Below are 20,005 nucleotides of genomic sequence, written 5' to 3'. Positions count from 1 at the left end.
GTAGCAACAGGTCCGGGTGCGCAAACTCGCAGTACAACGAGATGTCATGCATTGCGCCTCTTCCATGTATGGTCACTCAAGCCAAACCACTGCGGCAAGAAATGAATACGAAATATGGTTTCCACTGGAAGCGGTGGGTGTCCACATCTGGCGCCACCTGCCTTGACAGCAAATGGCTGAATCAGACTTATCAACTTCGTCCATGGGACCATCAGATTCATCTCGTCAGGAATTTCCCGCTTGCGAGTGCGTTTTATGACTAGTCCAAATCAGGCGGTGCCGAGTGAACTTTGATTCATCGATATACAACGATGCTTTGCGCTCGGCGGTTGTCTGCGTTATGCAGAGTTTCCCTAGCTGCCTGCTATGTGGTGGTGAATACTGTAATCAGATCTGGTTGTTTCTCGGCGGCACCAGCGAAAGCGTACCTTTCATACGTGCCGAATACCTCACTAAGTACTACGGCGCGCTTATTTGGATGAAAAGGGGATGCACGCTGTGTGTCGCTTGTCAATTGGCAGAGGGAAAGGAGCGATAAAATGAGAAAGAACGCATTAGGTGGTTTTATCTTTCTGTTGTTTGTTGGTTTGCTTGTATTTTTTTTCTGGCGCTCTGAAGAACCAAATTCCCCGGCACAGGCATTGCAGCCTGGGGACGTGAACTATCCAGTGGTCAATCCTGCTCCGGAGCAAGTCGTGAAGTTCACGGCAATCATTCCTGATGGGTGGCCGGCTGAGTTCCGTCTCCTTTATATGGTAACTGTTGATCAACAAAATAAATCCAAAAAACTTATTAGTCCTCCAGGCTGTGCATGGAAGCAGAACAAACAGTTTTATGTTGATGTTCCACTTCTTTTGCAAAGGCAAGACAAAGTTTACAAAGGGGATTTCACCGTAGACTACTTTTTGCCGGGCACATGCCAATGGAGCATGTATAACATCAATTCACCGGTCTTGAGATCAGCCCTTGTATTCAGAATTCATTCGTCACACCCTAACTCGCAACCCGGCCTTGGCCTAGATTTGACAAAGCAGAAATTGCATATCTGGTGCACAAAGCATGGAAAAGGTTTGAAAAAGTCCGCCGCATTGAATGAACAATACGATTGCACCCCTTTCGGCATGGTCGAACTTTTCACCGATTTACCAGTAGGTTTCAAAGAGACTGTCCCCGAAGAACAGCGGGATTGGCCTAACACATTCTCGCAATATCTGCGAGAAATGTCAGTAGAGATCCATGATCTTGACCAGTTGATTCCTGAGTATTTGAGTCGTGCTTCTGGGAAACCGGGCAGCAATTAACCTGCCCCTTATAAACCGTGCCATCGCGCGTCCTTCAATCAAAACCTGAATTGTCAAAAAGTAATTCGTGTCTGGTCATTGTTTATGTATTGCCAAGAGGGATTTTTAAAATCGAAACAAACTGGGGCTTCGTTGTTGGAAGACCGCTTTCGCGCCAATCCAGTCGCTCGCCATCACAACTGGCTGCTGATTTCCAATGTCAGCTTTAGGGTGGCTAATTCGAACAACTGGATTTCTGCTTTGGGTCGGGAGCAGTCGATGTTGTGCCAACACCGGAAGACCGCTTTCAGCCTAAACCTGACTACCCACCAGCATTCGGACACTCGCTCACTTTAGAAACTACCATCCGCCGCAACAAGCCATTTTCAAATCCGCCACGCCTCCTTCGCGTCCCCTCACTCCACCGTCACACTCTTAGCCAAATTCCTCGGCTTATCCACATCCGTCCCGCGCGCGCACGCCGTGTGGTACGCCAGCAGCTGCAGCGGCACCACGTGCAGCAGGGGGGACAGGGCGCCGTAGTGCTCGGGCATGCGGATGACGTGCAGGCCTTCTGCGCTGTCGATGTGGGTGTCACCATCAGCCAGCACGTACAGCACGCCGCCGCGCGCGCGCACTTCGTGCAGGTTGCTTTTGAGTTTTTCCAGCAGGGCGTCGTTGGGCGCAACGGTAACCACGGGCATGTCACTGGTGACCAGGGCCAGCGGGCCGTGTTTGAGTTCGCCTGCGGGGTAGGCCTCGGCGTGGATGTAGCTGATTTCCTTGAGTTTGAGGGCGCCTTCTAGGGCAATGGGGTAGTGCATGCCGCGGCCCAAGAACAGCGCGTTTTCCTTTTTCGCAAAGTCTTCGGACCAGGCCATGATTTGCGGCTCCAGCGCCAGCACGGCTTGCAGTGCCGCTGGCAGATGCCGCATCGCTTTGAGGTGCATCGCCTCTTGCGCCTCGCTCAAGTGGCCCTTGCTTTGCGCCAGCGCCAGCGTCAGCAAGAACAGGCCGGCCAGCTGCGTGGTGAAGGCCTTGGTGGATGCCACGCCAATCTCCACACCGGCGCGGGTGACGTAGGCTAGGCTGCACTCGCGCACCATGGCGCTGGTGGCGACGTTGCAGATGGTCAGGGTGTGGCGCATGCCCAGGCTTTGGGCGTGGCGCAGCGCGGCCAGGGTGTCGGCGGTTTCGCCGCTTTGGGTGATGGTGACGACCAGGGTGCGTGGGTTGGGCACCGAGTCGCGGTAGCGGTATTCGCTGGCCACTTCCACTTGGCAGGGCAGCTTGGCGATGCTCTCGATCCAGTACTTGGCGGTGCAGCCGCTGTAGTAGCTGGTGCCGCAGGCCAGGATCAGCACCGAGTCAATCTGCGCAAACACCCGCGCCGCATTGGCGCCGGGGGCGTGGTTCATCTGCTGGTCAAACAGCTCGGGCACGATCCCTTCGACGCCTTCGAGCGTGTCGGCAATGGCGCGCGGCTGCTCGAAGATTTCTTTTTGCATGTAGTGGCGGTAAGGGCCCAGCTCGGCCGCGCCACTGTGGGCGTGCACGGTTTTGACCGGGCGCTGCGCAGGCGTGAGCGCTTTGTGCGCCTTGTCGAGCAGCCAGTATTTGCCCAGCTGCAGGTCTGCCACATCGCCCTCTTCCAGGTACACGATCTGGTCGGTCACCCCGGCCAGGGCCATGGCGTCGCTGGCCAAGAAGTGCTCTTGGCCGTCTTTGCCCACGCCCAAGATCAACGGTGAACCAGCGCGCGCGCCGACCAGGCGGTGCGGCTCGTCCTTGCAGAACACCGCGATGGCGTACGCGCCTTGCAGCTGCGCGGTGGCGGCTTTCACGGCGTCTAACAGATCGCCGTCGTACAAGCTGTCGATCAGGTGGGAAATGACCTCGGTGTCGGTCTGGCTGTCAAAGTGGTAGCCCTTGGCCTGAAGCGCGGCGCGCAGTGCGTCGTGGTTCTCGATGATGCCGTTGTGCACCAGTGCAATGCGCCCCGGCTTGGTGGCGGTGGCCTGCGCGCCGGTGCCGTGGCTGAAGTGCGGGTGCGCGTTGTGCACGGCGGGTGCGCCGTGGGTGGCCCAGCGGGTGTGCGCAATGCCCAGCTGGCCTTCGATTTTTTGGGTGCCCGTGGCCTGCGCAATTTGCTCGGCCAACTCGGCCACCCGCGCGGTGCTGCGTGCGCGGCGCAAGCCGGGCTCGGCGTCGGTGGCATAGATGGCCACGCCACAGGAGTCGTAACCGCGGTACTCCAGGCGTTCGAGCCCCTGCACCAAGACCGGAACGATATTGCGGGTCGATACCGCACCAACAATGCCACACATAACTGCTCTCCCACATCAAAGCGATGGCGGGATGGTAGGTGGCGAGATGCAAAACAAGTGGTCTAAATTTGGTCTTCTTTGGGTTTTTATTTCACAATGTCGCTGCTGTGAATTTTTGTTTAACTTAAGGCTACCTTTATGAACGATTTGTCACTAGATGCCTTGGACCTTCGGTTGCTGGCCTGCTTGCAGCGCGACGCGTCACTGAGCAACCAAGCCCTGGCAACACAGGTAGGCACCTCGGCACCGACCTGCCTGCGCCGGGTGCAGCGGCTGCACACGCTGGGCCTGATTGAGCGGCACGTGGCCATCCTCAACCCGCAACGACTGGCGCAGGCCCTGGGCCACGGGTTGACTGCCATCGTCGAGGTGACGCTGGACCAGCAACACGCGCAAGCGCTGCAAGCTTTTGAGGACAGTGTGGCGGGTGAATCGCGGGTGCAGCAGTGTTACCGGGTGTCGCCGGGGCCCGACTTTGTGTTGGTGGTGCACGCCGCCACCATGCCGGACTACCACCAACTGTCCCAGCGGCTGTTTGGCGCCAACGCGAACGTGCGCAACGTCAAGGCCTACTTCAGCGTGCACCGCAGCAAGTTTGGCGCGGAGTTGCCGTTGACGTAGGTGGTGGGCGATTAGCTAAAAAACGTGGGTTTGGTGGACACCTGGCCTGGCGGCAATCGCGAGACGCATACAGCCTTGGCTGGCCGCATTGACGCGCTAACGGGTGGCAAACACCAGCCGCACGGTGCAGCCCTGGCCCACGGTCGCGTGCACACCGACGCTGCCCTGCATGCGCTGCATGGCTTTGCGGGTTAGCGCCAGCCCCATGCCCAAACCCGCAAACTGCCGCGCCGTGTGCAGGCGCTGAAACGGCTGGAAAAGAGATGCCTGCAAGCTGGGGTTGAAGCCCACGCCGTTGTCCACAATCGTCAGACACACACCACCGTGCGGGCCTGCGCGCTGTGCGGACACGTCGATGGTGGTCTGCGGCACGCCAGCAGTGAACTTGAGTGCGTTGTCCAGCACTTGCTGGAGCGCCAGCTGCACCAGGCCGGGGTCGCCTTGCACCTCGGGCAAAGCGTCTTCGATGCGCCACAGCACGGAGCGGTCGCCAGTCTGCGCAGCGAGTGCAGCGCGCGTCGCCGCGATAGCCGCCTGCAAAGACACCGCCTCGGTGCGCACCGGCTGCGAGCCGATGCGCGAGAGCTGCAGCAGCGCATCCATCTGCACGCCCAGGTGCTTGGCCGATCCCACTACCGTATCCAAAAAGCCGCGCAATTCGTCGTTAAGCTGCGGCCCGGCGTCCTCTTGGACGAGCTGCGCGTAACTGCTGATGTGCCGCAGGCTGGCGCGCAGGTCGTGCGAGACGGCCGAGGTGAAATCCTGCATTTCCTGGCGCTGGGCGGCTAGCTCGGCTTCGAGTTGCGCTATGCGCTCTAGAGGGGTGGGTGCCATGGGTGTGTCCGAGGGCGTCAAGGATATACCAGCCAACTGGCACCCACTGGCTGGCCCAAATCGTGCGCCGCGCCAAAAAACAAGGCGTTGGCGCTTCAGCGCGACAAGCGGCGGCTGCGCATTTTGAGCGCCACCCGCAGGCGCCACACCACCTTGACTAGCAGGTAACCGATGACCGCGCCGCCCACCGCAAACAGGCCCATGCCCAGTAAGGTAGGCACACCATAGGAGCTAAGCCACAGCGCCACTCCGCCACCCGGCGCGATCGCAGCGTCGGTGGCGCTGGCGCTGGCCGGCTCACCCAGCACCCAAGCGCCGAGTTGGTAGGCCAGCAGCAACCAAAAGCCAATGGTCAAGGGGTTGGTCACCATGGTCATGGCCGCCGCCGTGGGGATGTTGCCGCGCCACCAAACGCAGTGCGCTGCGGCCACCACAATTTGTGCCACCGGAATCACAAACGCCCAAAACCAGCCGACTGCCACCCCGCGCGCCACCGCCTCGTGCTGGAAGCGCCACAACTGGGGGTCGAGCACGCGGCGGGCGATGGGCCGCAGCCAAGGGTAAGCCGCCAATGCTTCGCGCGTGGGTAGCGACTCGCGAAAGCGGTCCGTCCAGTGCGGCTCGGGACGGCTCATCGGCGCGCCGCCTTGGCGGCAAACCACAGCGCAGCGTGCAGGCCTATCCCCAAAAGCACCAGCGCTACTGCACCCAGGGCCCAGACAATCCAGGCAGCGATACCCAACCAACCCGAGGTCAACGGCACCCCCGAGAGCATAGATTGCAGCCACGGCACCACTGCAGCGGCGGTGGTTTGAATGTTGCTCACAAGTTCGGCCGGAATCCAGACGGAGATCCAAGCAGGAATTGCTAGCTGGCCCGCCATTTGCGCGGGATTCAATAAGGTGCCGACGTTGACCAAGGACCAGTTAGCAAAGACGTGCAGTAACCACACGCCCGCCGACCAAAACACCAACGCGACGCAGACCACCAACCACGCTGCCAAATACCGCATGTGAGACCCAAAACAGAAGGAGAAGACTGCATGGTGCCCAAGGGCCCTGTGACGGCACAGCAGGGAAATTCGCTGCAATACTCTGCTTTTTTAGAATCAAGTTCCACAGTTAATCAGAATAAACGCGGTCTTACAACCGTACACTGCGCGCCTTGGTGTAACGCAGGTTCGCTGCGCCACACCCATCCAATCCACCCCGGGAGGCCGGGAAAACCCAAGTAAAGGTGTCTATGCAAACAATCGCTCCGCTTTGGCTGTGGGCAACATTTGTTGCCATCGTGCTGGTGTCGCTGTTCGTCGACTTCGTCGTGCTCAAGAAGCAGGGCGCGCATGAGATTGGCGTCAAAGAGGCACTCAATTGGTCCATCGTCTGGGTGGCCTTGAGCTTTCTCTTCAACGGCCTGTTCTGGTGGGCCATCAAGGACACGACCGGCTCCACCGAGATCGCCAACACCAAGTCCTTGGAGTTCCTGACCGGCTACCTGATTGAAAAATCGCTGGCGGTGGACAACATCTTTGTGTTCTTGATGATCTTCACCTACTTTGCAGTGCCTGCGCACTACCAGAAGCGGGTGTTGATGATCGGCATCATCGGCGCCATCGTGCTGCGCACGGTGATGATTCTGGTGGGTGGCTGGTTGCTGGCCCAGTTCCACTGGATTTTGTATGTGTTCGGCGCGTTCCTGATCCTGACCGGCGTGAAGATGTGGTGGGCTGCTGGCAAAGAGCCTGACCTGGACAGCAACCCCGCACTGAAGCTGCTGCGCAAGGTGCTGCCCGTGAGCAAAAACTACGACGGCGAAAAATTCTGGACCGTGGAGAACGGCAAAAAGATTGCCACGCCGCTGTTCATGGTGATCTGCTTGGTGGCGCTGACCGACGTCATTTTTGCGGTGGACTCCATCCCCGCGATCTTCGCCATCACCAGCGACCCGTTCATCGTACTGACCAGCAACGTGTTTGCGATTCTGGGCCTGCGTGCCATGTACTTCTTGCTCGCCGCGATTGCCAGCAAGTTCCATTTGCTGAACTACGGCCTGGCCATCATTCTGATGTTCATCGGTACCAAGATGTGCCTGATCGATATCTACAAGATTCCGGTGGGCATCTCGCTGGGCGTGGTGGTCGGTATCTTGGCGGCGACTATGGTGCTGAGCGTGCGCACCGCGCCAAAGGAACCTGAAACCAAGGGCTGATGGATGGGGCGTGACATGCAAGGTCGCACAACCGAGCCTGGATCACCGAAGTTTGGTAACTAATGGTTGGCCCACCTGCACTACGCGGGTGGGCCACATTCTTTTTGGGGGCGTGAACAGCGCCCGTGGCCTTAGGTTGGCTGGGCAGTCCGCTCCACCGTCGCAGCACGAAAACACCATACAAACTGGCTGATGCGCGCATACACCGCGCAATAGACGAAGGCACACAACAACAAGCCTGCCGCCAGTCCCACGGTGCTGTTACCCACGAAGAGTGCTGTCGACACCGGGAGCAGCGCGGCACCCCACATCACCAAGCCCGTGGCCGAGTTGCGAAACAGTCCGCTCTGGTTGGGAAACCAATGGCGCACCACACGCTTTTTCACCAGGCTGTGCAAATGCAGTCGGTCGGGGTGACCGGTGCTCATGCCACGCCGACGCCGGCGCCACATACTGAAAACCACCTCCAGCACCGGGTAGGCGCACAGCAGCAGGGGAAACCAGGCCGACATCTCGGGGTGGCGGGTGAGCATCAGCACTGCGATCCAGGCGATGCAAAACCCGACAAAGTAGGCCCCACCATCGCCTAAAAAAATCTTGCCCAAGGGCCAGTTGACACACAGAAATCCCAGCACCGCAGCGCCTAGGACGATGCACACCTGGGCCATCTCGGTGTCGCCCACCGACAAAAACGTCCAGGCAAAGCCGCCCAAAATAATGATCACGGTGCCGCCCGACAAACCGTTGAAGCCGTCGATGATGTTGATGGCGTTGGCAATACCACCGACCGTGACCGCGGTGAACAGCACCGAGACGATGGTGAACCCCAACAACCAATCCAGCCCAGGTACGTTCACCCGGTTGATGGCGTACCCCGTGATCGCCCAGCCCAACACCCCACAGCCTATGGTGGCTAGTAACCGGGCCCGCACACTGACGCGCTTGGTGAGGTCTTCAGCTAACCCGAAGACAAAAGCCGGTGTACCGGCAACGATCAAGGGATACAGCAGGCTGTGCAAAGCCTCAGAGGCCAGGTACCACGCCACCAGAAAGCCGCCCGCAATGGGAAGACCACCCACCCGCGGAGTGGGTGCGGTGTGGAACTTCTGAATGCCCACCACGGAGTCCACCGTGAGGTGCCCGTGCCAGCTACGGGACAGCACCAAAGCCAGTGCGCCCAGAAAAGCCACCACAAACGCAGCCAAGGCTGGGGCTCCCGCAAGAGCCCAGGGTGATGAAAGATTCGGCAAATTTCCTCCCTTGGAAGCCTACGCCACCTGCACCTCAGCTCCATCTGCAACGGCTAACGCACCAGCCGAACAAACCACCGAGTGTTCTTGCTTGACACAAAATCTTCGCCATTGTAGGTGTTGACGATCCAGGCGGAATCGACTGCGGCGCGGTTGGGCGAGCCGCTCCAAAACCAACTGGCGGGGTCACCGGGAAACCAGGTGGTGTTGAGCGCTGGCCGGTAGCAAGAGCGGTCGGCCAGCGAGTACAGCTCAGCGTGGCTGGGAAGACGCCAGGCGGTCGCCCCGGCGACCTTACTCGGCACGGCAGCACGCGCCAGATCCAATGCCTGGGTCCAAGTGGCAATCTGCGCCGAAGTCAAGGACCCATCCAATTGGCAGGTTTGTGCCGAATCGTTCCACACCATGCCCAGCGCGCATCGCTGCCAGACCAGCCCAGTGCGTATGTCGCGGACCTCACTGTTGGCAGGTTCCGCGTTTTGCACCACTTCGTAGCGGCTGTCGGGCCGCTCTTTGGGCATGTGGGGCGAACACACCTGTTGCGCTTGCGCAGCCAGAATAGAGAGGCCCAGGCACAGCGCTGCCCCGCCGCGCATCGCAGCGCCTTTGGACAAATCCGTCTGCAAAAACCTCAGGCTGAGTCTCATAGGCCCGTGCGCACAAGTCGAACGGGGTAAGCCACGTTCTTGGGTTCAAAAAAGTCGTCTCCCAGCGTAAAGCTGATGCCCCAGGCAGTTTGCGGATCGCTGGCGTCGGACGAGGCGCTCCAGTAGCGATTGGCTGCGGTATTGGGAAAAAAGACGCTGTCGATGGCCGGAGCCACGGTCGCCCCGGTGTGGGCCACGTTGCGCAACTCCTCCCGCGTGGGAAGCCGCCAATCCCTGAAACCACACAAGGCCTGGCCCGCTGGCAAGCTGTTGACGGCAGCGACATAAGCTTGGGTGTTGCAGGCCGCCCCCCCGAGCCCGGCGCAACTCCCGCCAACCTCGCGGCCCGAGAAGCCGCCGTTGCTAGAAATTTGGGTGTTGTACCAGGTGTATTCGTGAAGCTGGTGGCGCAGGTGCAATGGGTCGTTGCGCTTCACCTCCCAAAACAGGCCGGTGTTGTTGTCGCGCACGCAATCCCAGCGGGTGCCAGTCGCCGCCGAGCCAGTCTCGGACCAAGCGCCGGTCTGGACGGCCAGCGGCTGACCATCTGGCCCCAGCTTGGTGAAGTCAAAACCAGCTGCGCCTGCTCCGGACTTGCCCAGCGTATTGGCCTGCGCCTGCGCATCGCGCCCAAACCACGCGTCTTGCACCGAACCCCACAATTTGGTGAGCCAGGTGACGCTGGAACACACCGCAAAATTCAGCCAGGTGGTACCGGTCAGGTTGGTGCACCAGGTCACGCCGGTGTCGTTCAATAGGCCAGTGGGTGCGTAACTTTGCACCGACACCTGGAACCGGTAAACACCAGTGCCACCCCGGTTGTCTTGAACCACCAACTCCACGGAGTAGGTCCCAGGGGTGCTGTAGCGGTGGCGCTGGACGTCGGGTGTGGTGCTCGACCCCGTGGTTCCGTCCCCCAGGTTCCATGAGAAGAGGATGATCGTTCCATCCGAGTCGGTGCTTCCCGACGGATTGAAAACAATCTCCTGCCCCGTCACCGGCCCAGACAGATTGGCTGCCACCAGGGCCGATGGTGTCGCATTCGGCGGCTGCTGGGCTGCCACGTCCAGCACCAACTCCGCCAAATGGGTGGCACCGTCGTTGTCCACCACCGTCAACTTGGCGGAGTAGCGTCCGGGAGCTGCATAGGTGTGGGTCACGCGGCTGGGCGCGGTGGTTTGCTCAACAGGGGTGCCATCGCCAAAGTCCCACTGGTACAGGGCGATGGCCCCGTCGGAGTCTGCAGAGCCAGTGGGTAAGAACCCAAGCTCTGACTGTGCCTCGCGCACGCCCGACACCGCAATCGACGCGACCGGAGGTGCATTGAGGCGCACCTGAATCTCCTGGGTGGCAGTGGATGTGGCGGCGCGGTCGTCGGTCAAGCTCAGACGAACTGTCTTGCGGCCTGCGCTCTGAAAGGTGTGTGACACCGGCGCAGATGTGGTGCGCTGTAGCTGGATTCCATCGCCAAAGTCCCAATCGAACCGGACGATCGTCCCATCAGAATCTGCACTGCCCTGCGCGCCAAAGGAGATGGGCTTGCCCACGATGGTGGAGGTTTCTGCAGCACTCAGAAGGGCAATCGGTGGGGCGTTGGCCGGAGGGTCGACGGTAATCTGGGTAGTGGCCGACTGCGTCAAGCCTTTCGCATCCTCGGCCGTCAAGGTCAGCGTAAAAACGCCAGCCGAACCGTAGGTGTGCGAGATCGGCCCGGGGTCCGACTGGGATCGCACCGCGCTGCCGTCACCAAAGTCCCAGCGCAGCGCGCGCAACTCTCCCTCTGGGTCGGTCGAGTTGGCGCTGCTAAAGACCAACGCTTGGCCAGACAACATCGCCACCGATGGCAGGTTCAAGATGGCAACGGGCGGGCGATTGGTGGGTGCGGGCATGGCCATCACCGTGGCAAAAGAGAAACTGCTGATTTCGGCCACCAAGGTGTTGCCCACAATTGTGACGGGCGTGATCTCAACAAAGGTCCCGCCGGGCTGCGCCTTGAACAGGCCCACGCTGGCACCTTGCGGAACCAGCGATGCATCAAATGGCACGCGGATGGTGACTGGCACCATGAAAGTCGCGCCGTGCGGCTCGAACTTGAAGATGGTTCCGACTTTGGCCGCGCCGGTGGGCAAGGCCGGCGCGGCAACCTCGGCGACGGGTGTCACAGTAATGGTCTTGGGTTGCTGCATTGCACCGGCTGGCACCGTCAGCTGCAGCCCAGAGCTATTGCTAAGCGTCCCGCCTTTGGCATCCATGGTGGCCGTGACGGTACTGGGTGGTGTGCTGGGCTGCGCGCTTGACCCGCCCGAACCACCGCCGCACCCAGCCAGCAAAACCAACGAGGCCACCCAAAGCAGGCGCATCCGGTTCAACCCAAAAACCCCAAGTTGATGGGGTAGTCGGAGCGCCCAAAGTGCACGATATTGGGCATCACCATCGGCAGGTCTGCGGCAGGGACGCCAAACCAAAGCGCCATGGTGGCGGCCATTTGGTCTACAGAGATGCTGGGCAACAAAACACCAGCCCCTATGTGCCACTGGTCCTCCGCAGCACCGCTGTTGGTGATGCTCACAGGCGGCGGGCGGCCGTAGAAGTTGCGCCCCTGCACTGCTCCACCCACCACAAAATGGTGATTACCCCAGCCATGGTCGGAGCCATCACCGTTGGACGTAAGCGTTCTGCCGAACTCCGAGGCCGTGAACAGGGTGACCTTGTCGGCGATGCCAAGCTGGTTCATTGCGCTTTGAAATGCAGTGATACCAGCGCTGAGCACATCGAGGTTGCTCGATTGCTGGGAAATCAAGTTGTCGTGCAGGTCGTATCCACCTGGGGCAGATACATAAAACACCTGCCGTTTCACGCCCAGAATATCGCGTGCCGCAATCAGCCGAGCGACGACTCGGAGCTGACTAGCCAGCGAGTTGCCTGTGACGGGAAACTGGGAAAAAGGCGCCGTGTTCTCTGGCGCAAAGGCAAGTGCTTGGTCGATGTTGGCCTTCGCATCCAGGGAGCGGGCAGTGACCCGGGTGTACTCGTTTTCAATTGAATGGACGGAGGTTTGTCGCATCAGGGTATTGAAAGCACCTTTGACAGATGCCGACCCGTACATCGTCGCACCGGTCAGGTTCCCAGAAAACGCGAGTCCGGAGGTGCCCACGCGCAAAGGAACGGCGTCGCGCCCCGACAAAAACACCGCATTGCCACTCACGGACATACAAGTGAACATCGCATTGGTGTTGCTGTCCTGCGCCAGGTCGGCGAGGCTGCCACCCCAGCCCACCGTGGAGCCCTCGGGGGACGACGAAAGCCAGATCGACGTCTGGTCGTTGTGGGATTGCAAGCGCGGCGGCCTAGGGTAGAGCACGCGGTTATCGCTGCTGAAATCGCGCCGCGTCAAAGGAACGACCAAGGGCCCCACGTTCAGCAGTACCGCTGCGTCACCCGCGTGAAACAGCGACGCCATGCCCGTCAATTTCGGGTGCAGCGCATACTGCCTGCCCGCTGGCAAGGGTCTGTCGGGGGAGAGCAAAGTCGCCGTGAGAGCATCGCGCGCCAGCGCAATGCCCCCAGCGGTTCGCTCTGGCCCGCCCTCGCGCACCGCGCTGTAGAGGTCGTAGCTGGCGTTGTCGTAGGTGACCACCGTATTCGCATAGTCGGAGCCACCACCCATGTAGACACAAATCAACGCTTTGTAGTCCGTAGCGCCGAACGCCGCAGCTTCACCAATGGCTGCCAAGTTAAGCGCGGTCGGCAGTGCCACGCCAGTCAATGCCAGTTGGGAGCTGCGCCGCAAAAACGCGCGGCGGCTTAATAGATCGGGACGCAAGTAGTGCATAAAAATCCAGGTCCCGCTCTACTTTTGCACCAGATAGTCTGGACTGGCCATGATGAGAAAAATGGCGGCTGCAATCCGGTTGAGTTTGGCGGAGTCACTGCTGGTGGTCGAAACCACTGGCGTGGCCAATGCAGTCAAAATGAGCTGGCGGGTGCTCGCTCTGAGTTGTCCGGCAGTCAACAGCACATCGAGACGATCGAGCAATGCTGGCGCATCGTGGGCCAGCGCGATTTCGGTGGCGTAGTTGGCCTTGATATCGTTGGTTTGGTTGGTGCTGTTCCCAGTCACCGTCTGGGGTAAATGTGCCGACGCAATATTGAACCCATTGCGAATGGGAGCAAACATCGCGCCCAAGTAATCCATCACCTGCTGCTCACTCACGATTTGAAACTCTGGCGCGACCTGACCGCTGGTGGCCATGGCTGTATTGGGCGGAACATAACCAGGCCGGAAAAAGTTGAACACCGAGGGTGCTCGCAGGGGCCCTTGCCCCAATCCCCCACCAAAGTTACCCAACTTCCAAGAACCTGCGGTCGAGGTCACGCCAAAGGTTCTGGCCCACTGAACAAAGCGCAGCATCGGCTCGCGCAATTTTCCAAATGAAGCATCCACGAGGCCCAAGGGCCCGCGCGCCTCGTCGTCCAGCAAGACAGCGCGCCACACTGCAGCAAGGTCGCCGCGGACACCGCTGCCGTTGTTATTGAAAGCGGCTGCTACACGGGCGATGTATGCGGGGCTGGGGTTACTGGTCACCAGCCTTTGGATCATCTGCCGACCAAAGAAGGGGCCCACATTGGGGTGGTTGAATAAGGTGTCCAGCGCGGTCTTTAGGGCCTGGGATGCTGAGGTACCAGCCGGTACGCTCACACCCAAAAACTTGGCCTCTAACTTGGAACGTCGGCTCTCGGTGATATACATCGGCAGGCGCGCGTACTCATGGTTGTAAACAACGTCGGGCGGGATGCTCCTGTCGGCCGCACCACGCACCCGTTCGTCGCGGCGGTATCCGGTAAACACACGCGCCAGATTGCTGACGTCACCGCTGGAATAACTCTCTGTCTGCACACCGTTGCGAACACTACCGTCCTGCTCTAAATCGAACAGGCCGATGGTGAACAGCTGCATCACTTCGCGTGCATAGTTTTCATCGGGAACGCGGCCGGTGGCTGGGTTTTCGCCTTGGTTGCCGTCGGTATTGAGGTACATGCCCATCGCAGGATGCAAAGTCACCGCCTCTAGCAGCGTACGGAAATTGCCGAAGGCGTGCGCACACAAGGTGTCCCACCAGTGGGCAACCAAAAAACTGGGCCAGTGCACCCTGCTACTCAAGCCGGACATTCCCACCACAAAGAACTCCGACAGAGCCAATGCCATGCGCCTGCGCACCGGGTCCGGTGCGGCAATCAACTGTTGCCACAGCATGTTATCAACCGGGTAAAACGTATTTCCCTCGTAGAACTTCGCCGAGGTGATCGCGTAGTAGCCACGCAACTCCAACCAATCCCACCCGGAAATTCCAGGGGCCACCGCGAACTGCTGTGTGAGCCAATCGGAATAACCAAGACCACGCACCGAAGCGATGTCGCTGTCATTCACCCCCAAGCTGGCATGCAGCAAAAACCTGGCCGCCTCCCGCTTGCCAGCCTCGTCGTCTAACTGGGGTGCGCTGTAGGTGTAAGTGGTGCCGCTGGGCGACACACTGGCCGCGCGACTGGTCGCTGGCAGTCGCTGCGTTAACGGACCTTCGCCACCTCCACCACAAGCGCTCAGCCCCGCGGCCACACCGAGGCCGAGCACAGAAGTGCCAGCGCCGGGGCGCGCGCCATCCGTCGGCACCACGGATGCCGAACTAGAGACGCGCTGCAAGGCGCAGGCACCCTCGCACCCGGACGGACTATTTCCCACCAATCGAACCTCTCTACTTGACAACTTTTATTATGTTCGTTGCCGAACAAATCAAAATGTAAATTCCCTACCGGCTAGGCGGAATTAATCACATTTGGGCGCGTATTCAAAGGAGTAGGCAGGAAGGCGTGCAAATACGCGGGCGGAGTTGCCGCGCTTACGGCCTTGGCTGAATAGGCTCATCGCTATGACCAAAGTGTCCGCCGCAGACCACCGCAAACCCGCGCTGCTCCGGGCTCTGCGGCTCGCGCGAGCCGACTTATGTCGTACCGATCACCAAGCCCGACGCGTCCACACGCTGTACGCCTTTGACCTTTTGCGCAATCATCTTCACGAGGTCGACCGCGTCTTGGCTGGGTAATTTGCCTTTAAGCGTCACCACACCGGTCTTGGTTTTCACATGGACCTTGAATGCTTTGGAGATACTGTTTGCCAGAATTTCAGACTTCACTTTGGTAGTGATCCAGCTATCGGACACAACCCGCTCGGCGCTGCTTGCGGCTTTGGATGGAGGCATGGTGGCGTCGTCGGCCGCCGCCAGTGCGATGTTTGAACCAAGCGCCAGGCTTCCAACAAGCAGCATGGCGCCGAAAGTGCTTGCAGGGCGCAAGCTGGTGCGGGTCAGAGATGTTTTGGTCATGGGTCACTTTCGGTTCGATGGCTACCTGTGGCGGCAATGCGACCGAGAAAGCCCCGGCAGCCCACCCTGGACCTCGAGCATGCGATACCGCTTCATGCTGCGTCTGTGGGCCACCGCACAGAACGCTGCACGCTTGACCCGTTGCAGCGTTTAACCCGGAGCAGGACGCTGCCCGATCTCGGGCCAGCGCCTGCGCAAATACATCCATGCGCCCAAGCCCACGCACATCATTCCCAATGATGTCGCTGCCAAGCCCAGTGTGGAATGCATCACCAGCGGCGCGATCAGGCCAGCGACCAAAGCGTTGGCGGTGGAGCCAATACACATTTGCAGGCTCGATGCCATGCCGCGCCGCTCGGGGTGCAAATCCAGCACCAGCAAGGTCACTACCGGCACCATCATGGCCCAGCCCATTGCGAACACGGCAATGGGAACCAAAGCCCAACGTACGTCAGCAGTGAACACCCAATTGGCCGCAAGATTGAGCAGCCCGATCAGCAGCATGATGACAAACCCATTGCGAATTTGCCGCTTGGGCGCGCTGGTACCGGCCACGCGACCACTGATCCACGCGCCGCACATGATGCCCGCGATGGTGAGCAAGAAAAACCAAAAGAACTGCTGTGGCGCCAGACCCAGGTGGTCGCCCAAAAACACAGGCGCGCTCAGCACATACAAAAACATGCCATTGAACGGAATACCACTGGCCAATGCCAGCAACAGAAAACGCGGGTCAGATCCGAGCTGCCAGTAGCCAGCCATCAAATGCTTGACGTGAAAACGCTGGCGCGCGTCCGGGTCCAAGGTCTCCGGCAAGAGCCGAAATATCGCCAACCACAGCGCCACACCCACCAGCGCCAAGAACCAGAAAATCGCATGCCAATTGCTGTGCACCAGCAGCCAGCCCCCCAACATAGGCGCAATCGCAGGCGCCGCGCCAAAAAACAAAGTCACCTGACTCATGACTTTTTGCGCCTCAGACGGTGGAAACATGTCGCGAATCACCGCGCGCGAAATCACGATGCCTGCGCCAGTGGACAGGCCCTGCACCGCCCGAAAGAACACCAACTGCCCGATGCTTTGGGACAGCGCACACCCCACGGAAGCCAGGGTGAACGCCGCCAAACCCCACAACACCACCGGCCGGCGTCCAAAGCTGTCGGAAACTGCGCCATGGAACAAGCTCATAAAAGCGAAGCCAAAAAGATAGGCGGACAGTGTTTGCTGCATTTGCAGCGGCGTGGCGTTGAGCGATTGCGCGATGCCGGAGAACGCAGGCAGGTAGGTGTCAATCGAAAACGGGCCCAGCATGCCGAGCAAGGCCAGCAGAATAGAAAACGTCCAGCGGGGCGCTGTCCACAGGGTGTGCGCATTAGGGTTCATCCCCGGATTGTGGAGGGTATTTGCGGGTGGCGGACCGCCACCCTTCTTTGATAATCGCCCGGCTGAAACCAGAACAAACACGCGGTGCGCAGCCGACGACCGCAACACCAGGAGACCCCCCTATGCAAGCCAAGCTCATGCTGGATTACGTCTATGCCAACGAGGTTGCGCACCGCAACACCATTTACCTCACGCAGCCGCTGGGCGGCGACCGTGTGGCGAATTACACCTGGGGACAGACCCTGGACCAGGCGCGGCGCATGGCGGCCCACCTCAAATCGCTGGGATTCGAGCCCGGTGCGCGGGTTGCGATCCTGTCCAAAAACTGCGCCCACTTCATCCTGGCCGAGCTGGCAATTTGGATGGCGGGCGGTACGACGGTTGCCATTTTTCCGACCGAAACCGAGGACACCGTGCGCTACGTGCTGGAGCACAGCGGCGCCAGCCTGCTATTTGTAGGCAAGCTCGACAACTGGGCGTCGCAACGTGCGGCCGTGCCCAGCACCCTGCCCTGCATCACGCTGCCGCTGGCACCCCCAGACGCCTTGGCGCAAGGAAACCCAAGCTGGGACGAGATCGTCGGCAGCACCGCGCCGCTGACCGAAAACATCCAACGCGGCGCCAACGATCTCTGCATGATTTGCTACACCTCAGGCTCCACAGGCCAGCCTAAGGGCGTGATGCACAGCTTTGGCCGGGCGACCCAGGCGACATTGGCACTGGCTGCGACCTACCGCTCGCAAAAGGGGCTGACCAGCGGACCGATCCGGGCGCTGTCCTACTTGCCCCTGGCCCACATCTTGGAGCGCGCGTGGTTGGGCTACGTTTCGCTGATGGATGGAGAAATCCAACTCTTCTTCGCGGAGTCTTTGGACACCTTTGTGAAAGACTTGCAGCGCGCCCGGCCCACGGTGTTTATGTCGGTGCCACGGCTGTGGCTGAAGTTCCAGCAAGGCGTGTTCACCAAGATGCCGCCCAAAAAGCTGGACCGCTTGCTTGGCATTCCGTTTTTAGGCCGCATCGTCGCGCGCAAGGTGCTGACCGGTCTGGGGCTGGACCAAACCTTGGTGGCCACCAGCGGGTCCGCGCCCATACCGGCCGATCTGATCCGCTGGTACCGCCGATTGGGGCTCAACCTGCTGGAGGGCTACGGCATGACCGAGGACTTCGCCTGCTCCCACGGCTCGACCGCCGAGTTTTGCGAAACCGGCTACGTGGGCATTCCGATTCCTGGCGTCGAAGTGCGCTTGAGCGACGAAGGCGAGATTCTGGTCAAGTCACCGGGGCAGCTGGTGGGCTACTTCAAGCGCCCGGACCTGGATGCCGAGGTGTTCACCGAGGACGGGTTTTTCCGCACCGGCGACCGCGGCGAGCGGCGCGCCAACGGGCTGCTCAAGATCACCGGGCGGGTGAAGGAGCTGTTCAAAACGTCCAAGGGCAAGTACGTCGCGCCCGCGCCTATAGAGAACCTGCTCAACGCCCACCCCTTGGTCGAGCTCAGCATGGTCTCCGGTGTGGGGCAACCGGCACCGTTTGGGATGCTGGTGTTGGCCGAAGGCATTCGCCCGCAACTGGGCGACCCTGCGGTGCGTGCGCAGGTCACCCACGATTTGCAACGCCTGCTGCACGACGTGAACGCCCAGCTGGCCGACTACGAACAACTGGACCGTTTGGTGGTAGCCTCGCAGCCTTGGACCATAGAGAACGGTCTGTTGACACCCACCATGAAAATCAAGCGCAGTCGCATCGAAAAATCTCAAGAACAGGCGCTGGTCGGCTGGTACGCCGACCCCGAGCGCGTCGTCTGGGCTTGAACGCAGTCGCACACCGCCATGCTGTCGTCTGCCAATGGTTTTGACCGCGAAGACTTCGATGCGCAGGTGGCGGTGTTCCAAACCGGTGACTCCGGCGACGCGGCCTACGTCATAGAAACCGGTTGCGTCGAGGTTTTGGTAGGCCCGCCTGAGGCGCCGCGCCGGGTGGCGGTGTTGGCGGAAGGCGCCATGTTCGGCGAGGTGGCACTGCTCGACCGCCAGCCGCGTACCGCCACGGTACGCACGCTCATGCCGACGCGCCTGCTGCGCATTGACCGCGCGCATGTCGAGGGGCTTCTGGAGCGCTCCGACCCCGTCATTCAGTACCTTTTGCGCATCCTGCTGCAGCGGTTTCGCACCACCAGCGGCAACGCCCCCCCAGCCAACACCGACCGCAACGCCACGGCCGACGCGCCAGCGCCCGCTGCCGAGCGCGACGTGCACTCGGCAGCGGTGCGCACCTTGATGCTGGCACACGATCTGGCCAACGCCATCGATGCAGAACAACTCGCGTTGTACTACCAACCCATCGTGACGCTGCCCGCGCGCACCCTGGCCGGATTTGAAGCTTTGGTCCGCTGGCGCCACCCCACCATCGGCATGGTCAGCCCGGACGAGTTCATTCCGGTCGCGGAAAAAACCGGGGTGATCCACCGCATCGGTCAATGGGTGCTGGAGCGGGCCATGCGGGACTGGCCAGCACTGCGCGCCCTGTGCACGGCGCCGCACCAGGCTGCGCCTTTTGTGAGTGTGAATTTGTCAGCCGCAGAGCTGTGCAACCCCGGGACACTGGAGTTCATTTCCGAGCGATTGAAAGCCCATGGCATGGCGCCGCAAGACCTGCACGTCGAACTCACCGAGACCGCAGTGATTGGGAATATCGCCGCCGTAAGTCAGAACCTGCAGACCCTGCGAAGCATGCAGGTGGGCGTTGCGTTAGACGACTTCGGAACCGGCTATGCTGGCCTGGGGTACCTGCAGACGCTGCCGTTTTCGAGCATCAAGGTCGACAAGAGTTTTGTGCAACAGATGCACGAATCCGGGCGGAGTTTCCAAATCATCAAGTCGGCGCTGGAACTCTCACGCACGCTCGACTTGGACACCGTGGCCGAAGGCATCGAAGACCTGCACACTGCCGAAGTGCTGGAGAGCATGGGCTGCAGCTATGCGCAGGGTTACTACTTCGCGCGGCCCATGCCCTTTGACGCGGTTGCCGCCTGGGCCAGCAGCTACGTGCCACGCGAGCAACCCTGAAGACGCGCGC

The 20,005-nt window shown here is 60.5% G+C and carries 16 protein-coding genes; 5 read left to right on the top strand and 11 right to left on the bottom strand.

All coding sequences use genetic code 11. The features are described 5' to 3' along the window. Positions 1-539: 539 nt before the first annotated feature. Positions 540-1,301: a hypothetical protein gene (locus tag ACILRC_RS09345; RefSeq protein WP_395669093.1), complete on the top strand. Its 762-nt coding sequence runs from the start codon at positions 540-542 to the stop codon at positions 1,299-1,301. Positions 1,302-1,696: 395 nt separating this feature from the next. On the opposite strand, the gene glmS is transcribed toward ACILRC_RS09345, so the two are convergent. Next, on the bottom strand, positions 1,697-3,607 hold the full coding sequence (glmS, locus tag ACILRC_RS09340) for a glutamine--fructose-6-phosphate transaminase (isomerizing) (RefSeq protein WP_395669092.1): 1,911 nt from the start codon (positions 3,605-3,607) through the stop codon (positions 1,697-1,699). 138 nt (positions 3,608-3,745) lie between these two features. Here glmS and ACILRC_RS09335 point away from each other — a divergent pair, with 138 nt between their 5' ends. Then, positions 3,746-4,228 (top strand): Lrp/AsnC family transcriptional regulator, encoded by a 483-nt coding sequence (locus tag ACILRC_RS09335; RefSeq protein ID WP_395669091.1) that lies wholly within the window; start codon positions 3,746-3,748, stop codon positions 4,226-4,228. A 96-nt stretch (positions 4,229-4,324) separates the two neighbouring features. On the opposite strand, the gene ACILRC_RS09330 is transcribed toward ACILRC_RS09335, so the two are convergent. The 3 genes from ACILRC_RS09330 to ACILRC_RS09320 all read right to left on the bottom strand — a co-directional run bounded on the left by ACILRC_RS09330 (position 4,325) and on the right by ACILRC_RS09320 (position 6,074). Continuing rightward, a complete protein-coding gene (locus ACILRC_RS09330) occupies positions 4,325-5,062 on the bottom strand; it encodes an ATP-binding protein (RefSeq protein ID WP_395669090.1) in 738 nt (245 codons plus the stop codon). A gap of 95 nt (positions 5,063-5,157) precedes the next feature. After that, positions 5,158-5,697: a DUF2062 domain-containing protein gene (locus ACILRC_RS09325; RefSeq protein ID WP_395669089.1), complete on the bottom strand. Its 540-nt coding sequence runs from the start codon at positions 5,695-5,697 to the stop codon at positions 5,158-5,160. After that, positions 5,694-6,074, bottom strand: coding sequence for a hypothetical protein (locus tag ACILRC_RS09320; RefSeq protein WP_395669088.1), 381 nt, complete (start codon positions 6,072-6,074; stop codon positions 5,694-5,696). Before ACILRC_RS09320 ends, ACILRC_RS09325 begins: the two co-directional genes overlap by 4 nt. 230 nt (positions 6,075-6,304) lie before the next feature. Between ACILRC_RS09320 and ACILRC_RS09315 the strand changes: the two genes are divergently transcribed. Continuing rightward, positions 6,305-7,270: a TerC family protein gene (locus ACILRC_RS09315; protein WP_395669087.1), complete on the top strand. Its 966-nt coding sequence runs from the start codon at positions 6,305-6,307 to the stop codon at positions 7,268-7,270. A 131-nt stretch (positions 7,271-7,401) separates the two neighbouring features. Here ACILRC_RS09315 and ACILRC_RS09310 read toward each other — a convergent pair whose 3' ends face one another. The 7 genes from ACILRC_RS09310 to ACILRC_RS09280 form a co-directional block, all read right to left on the bottom strand. Beyond that, on the bottom strand, positions 7,402-8,475 hold the full coding sequence (locus tag ACILRC_RS09310; RefSeq protein ID WP_395669086.1) for a glycosyltransferase: 1,074 nt from the start codon (positions 8,473-8,475) through the stop codon (positions 7,402-7,404). Between the two features lie 98 nt (positions 8,476-8,573). Further along, positions 8,574-9,167, bottom strand: coding sequence for a DUF1566 domain-containing protein (locus ACILRC_RS09305; RefSeq protein WP_395669085.1), 594 nt, complete (start codon positions 9,165-9,167; stop codon positions 8,574-8,576). Next, positions 9,164-11,527, bottom strand: a complete 2,364-nt coding sequence (locus ACILRC_RS09300; RefSeq protein ID WP_395669084.1) for a PKD domain-containing protein — start codon at positions 11,525-11,527, stop codon at positions 9,164-9,166. The genes ACILRC_RS09305 and ACILRC_RS09300 overlap by 4 nt, the downstream gene beginning before the upstream one ends. 5 nt (positions 11,528-11,532) lie before the next feature. Beyond that, on the bottom strand, positions 11,533-12,999 hold the full coding sequence (locus ACILRC_RS09295) for a DUF1501 domain-containing protein (RefSeq protein WP_395669083.1): 1,467 nt from the start codon (positions 12,997-12,999) through the stop codon (positions 11,533-11,535). A gap of 18 nt (positions 13,000-13,017) precedes the next feature. After that, on the bottom strand, positions 13,018-14,796 hold the full coding sequence (locus ACILRC_RS09290) for a DUF1800 family protein (RefSeq protein WP_395669082.1): 1,779 nt from the start codon (positions 14,794-14,796) through the stop codon (positions 13,018-13,020). A 367-nt stretch (positions 14,797-15,163) separates the two neighbouring features. Beyond that, a complete protein-coding gene (locus ACILRC_RS09285) occupies positions 15,164-15,544 on the bottom strand; it encodes a BON domain-containing protein (RefSeq protein WP_395669081.1) in 381 nt (126 codons plus the stop codon). 150 nt (positions 15,545-15,694) lie between these two features. Continuing rightward, positions 15,695-16,927, bottom strand: a complete 1,233-nt coding sequence (locus tag ACILRC_RS09280; protein WP_395669080.1) for a multidrug effflux MFS transporter — start codon at positions 16,925-16,927, stop codon at positions 15,695-15,697. A gap of 122 nt (positions 16,928-17,049) precedes the next feature. Between ACILRC_RS09280 and ACILRC_RS09275 the strand changes: the two genes are divergently transcribed. Further along, positions 17,050-18,741 (top strand): AMP-binding protein, encoded by a 1,692-nt coding sequence (locus ACILRC_RS09275; protein ID WP_395669079.1) that lies wholly within the window; start codon positions 17,050-17,052, stop codon positions 18,739-18,741. Positions 18,742-18,759: 18 nt separating this feature from the next. Continuing rightward, a complete protein-coding gene (locus ACILRC_RS09270; protein WP_395669078.1) occupies positions 18,760-19,995 on the top strand; it encodes an EAL domain-containing protein in 1,236 nt (411 codons plus the stop codon). The last annotated feature ends 10 nt before the right edge of the window (positions 19,996-20,005 follow it).

This window comes from Rhodoferax sp., assembly GCF_044236835.1.
GTDB lineage: Bacteria > Pseudomonadota > Gammaproteobacteria > Burkholderiales > Burkholderiaceae_C > Allorhodoferax.
The sequence above is the reverse complement of the archived record's forward strand: the minus strand, read 5'-3'. Positions and strand labels throughout refer to the sequence as shown.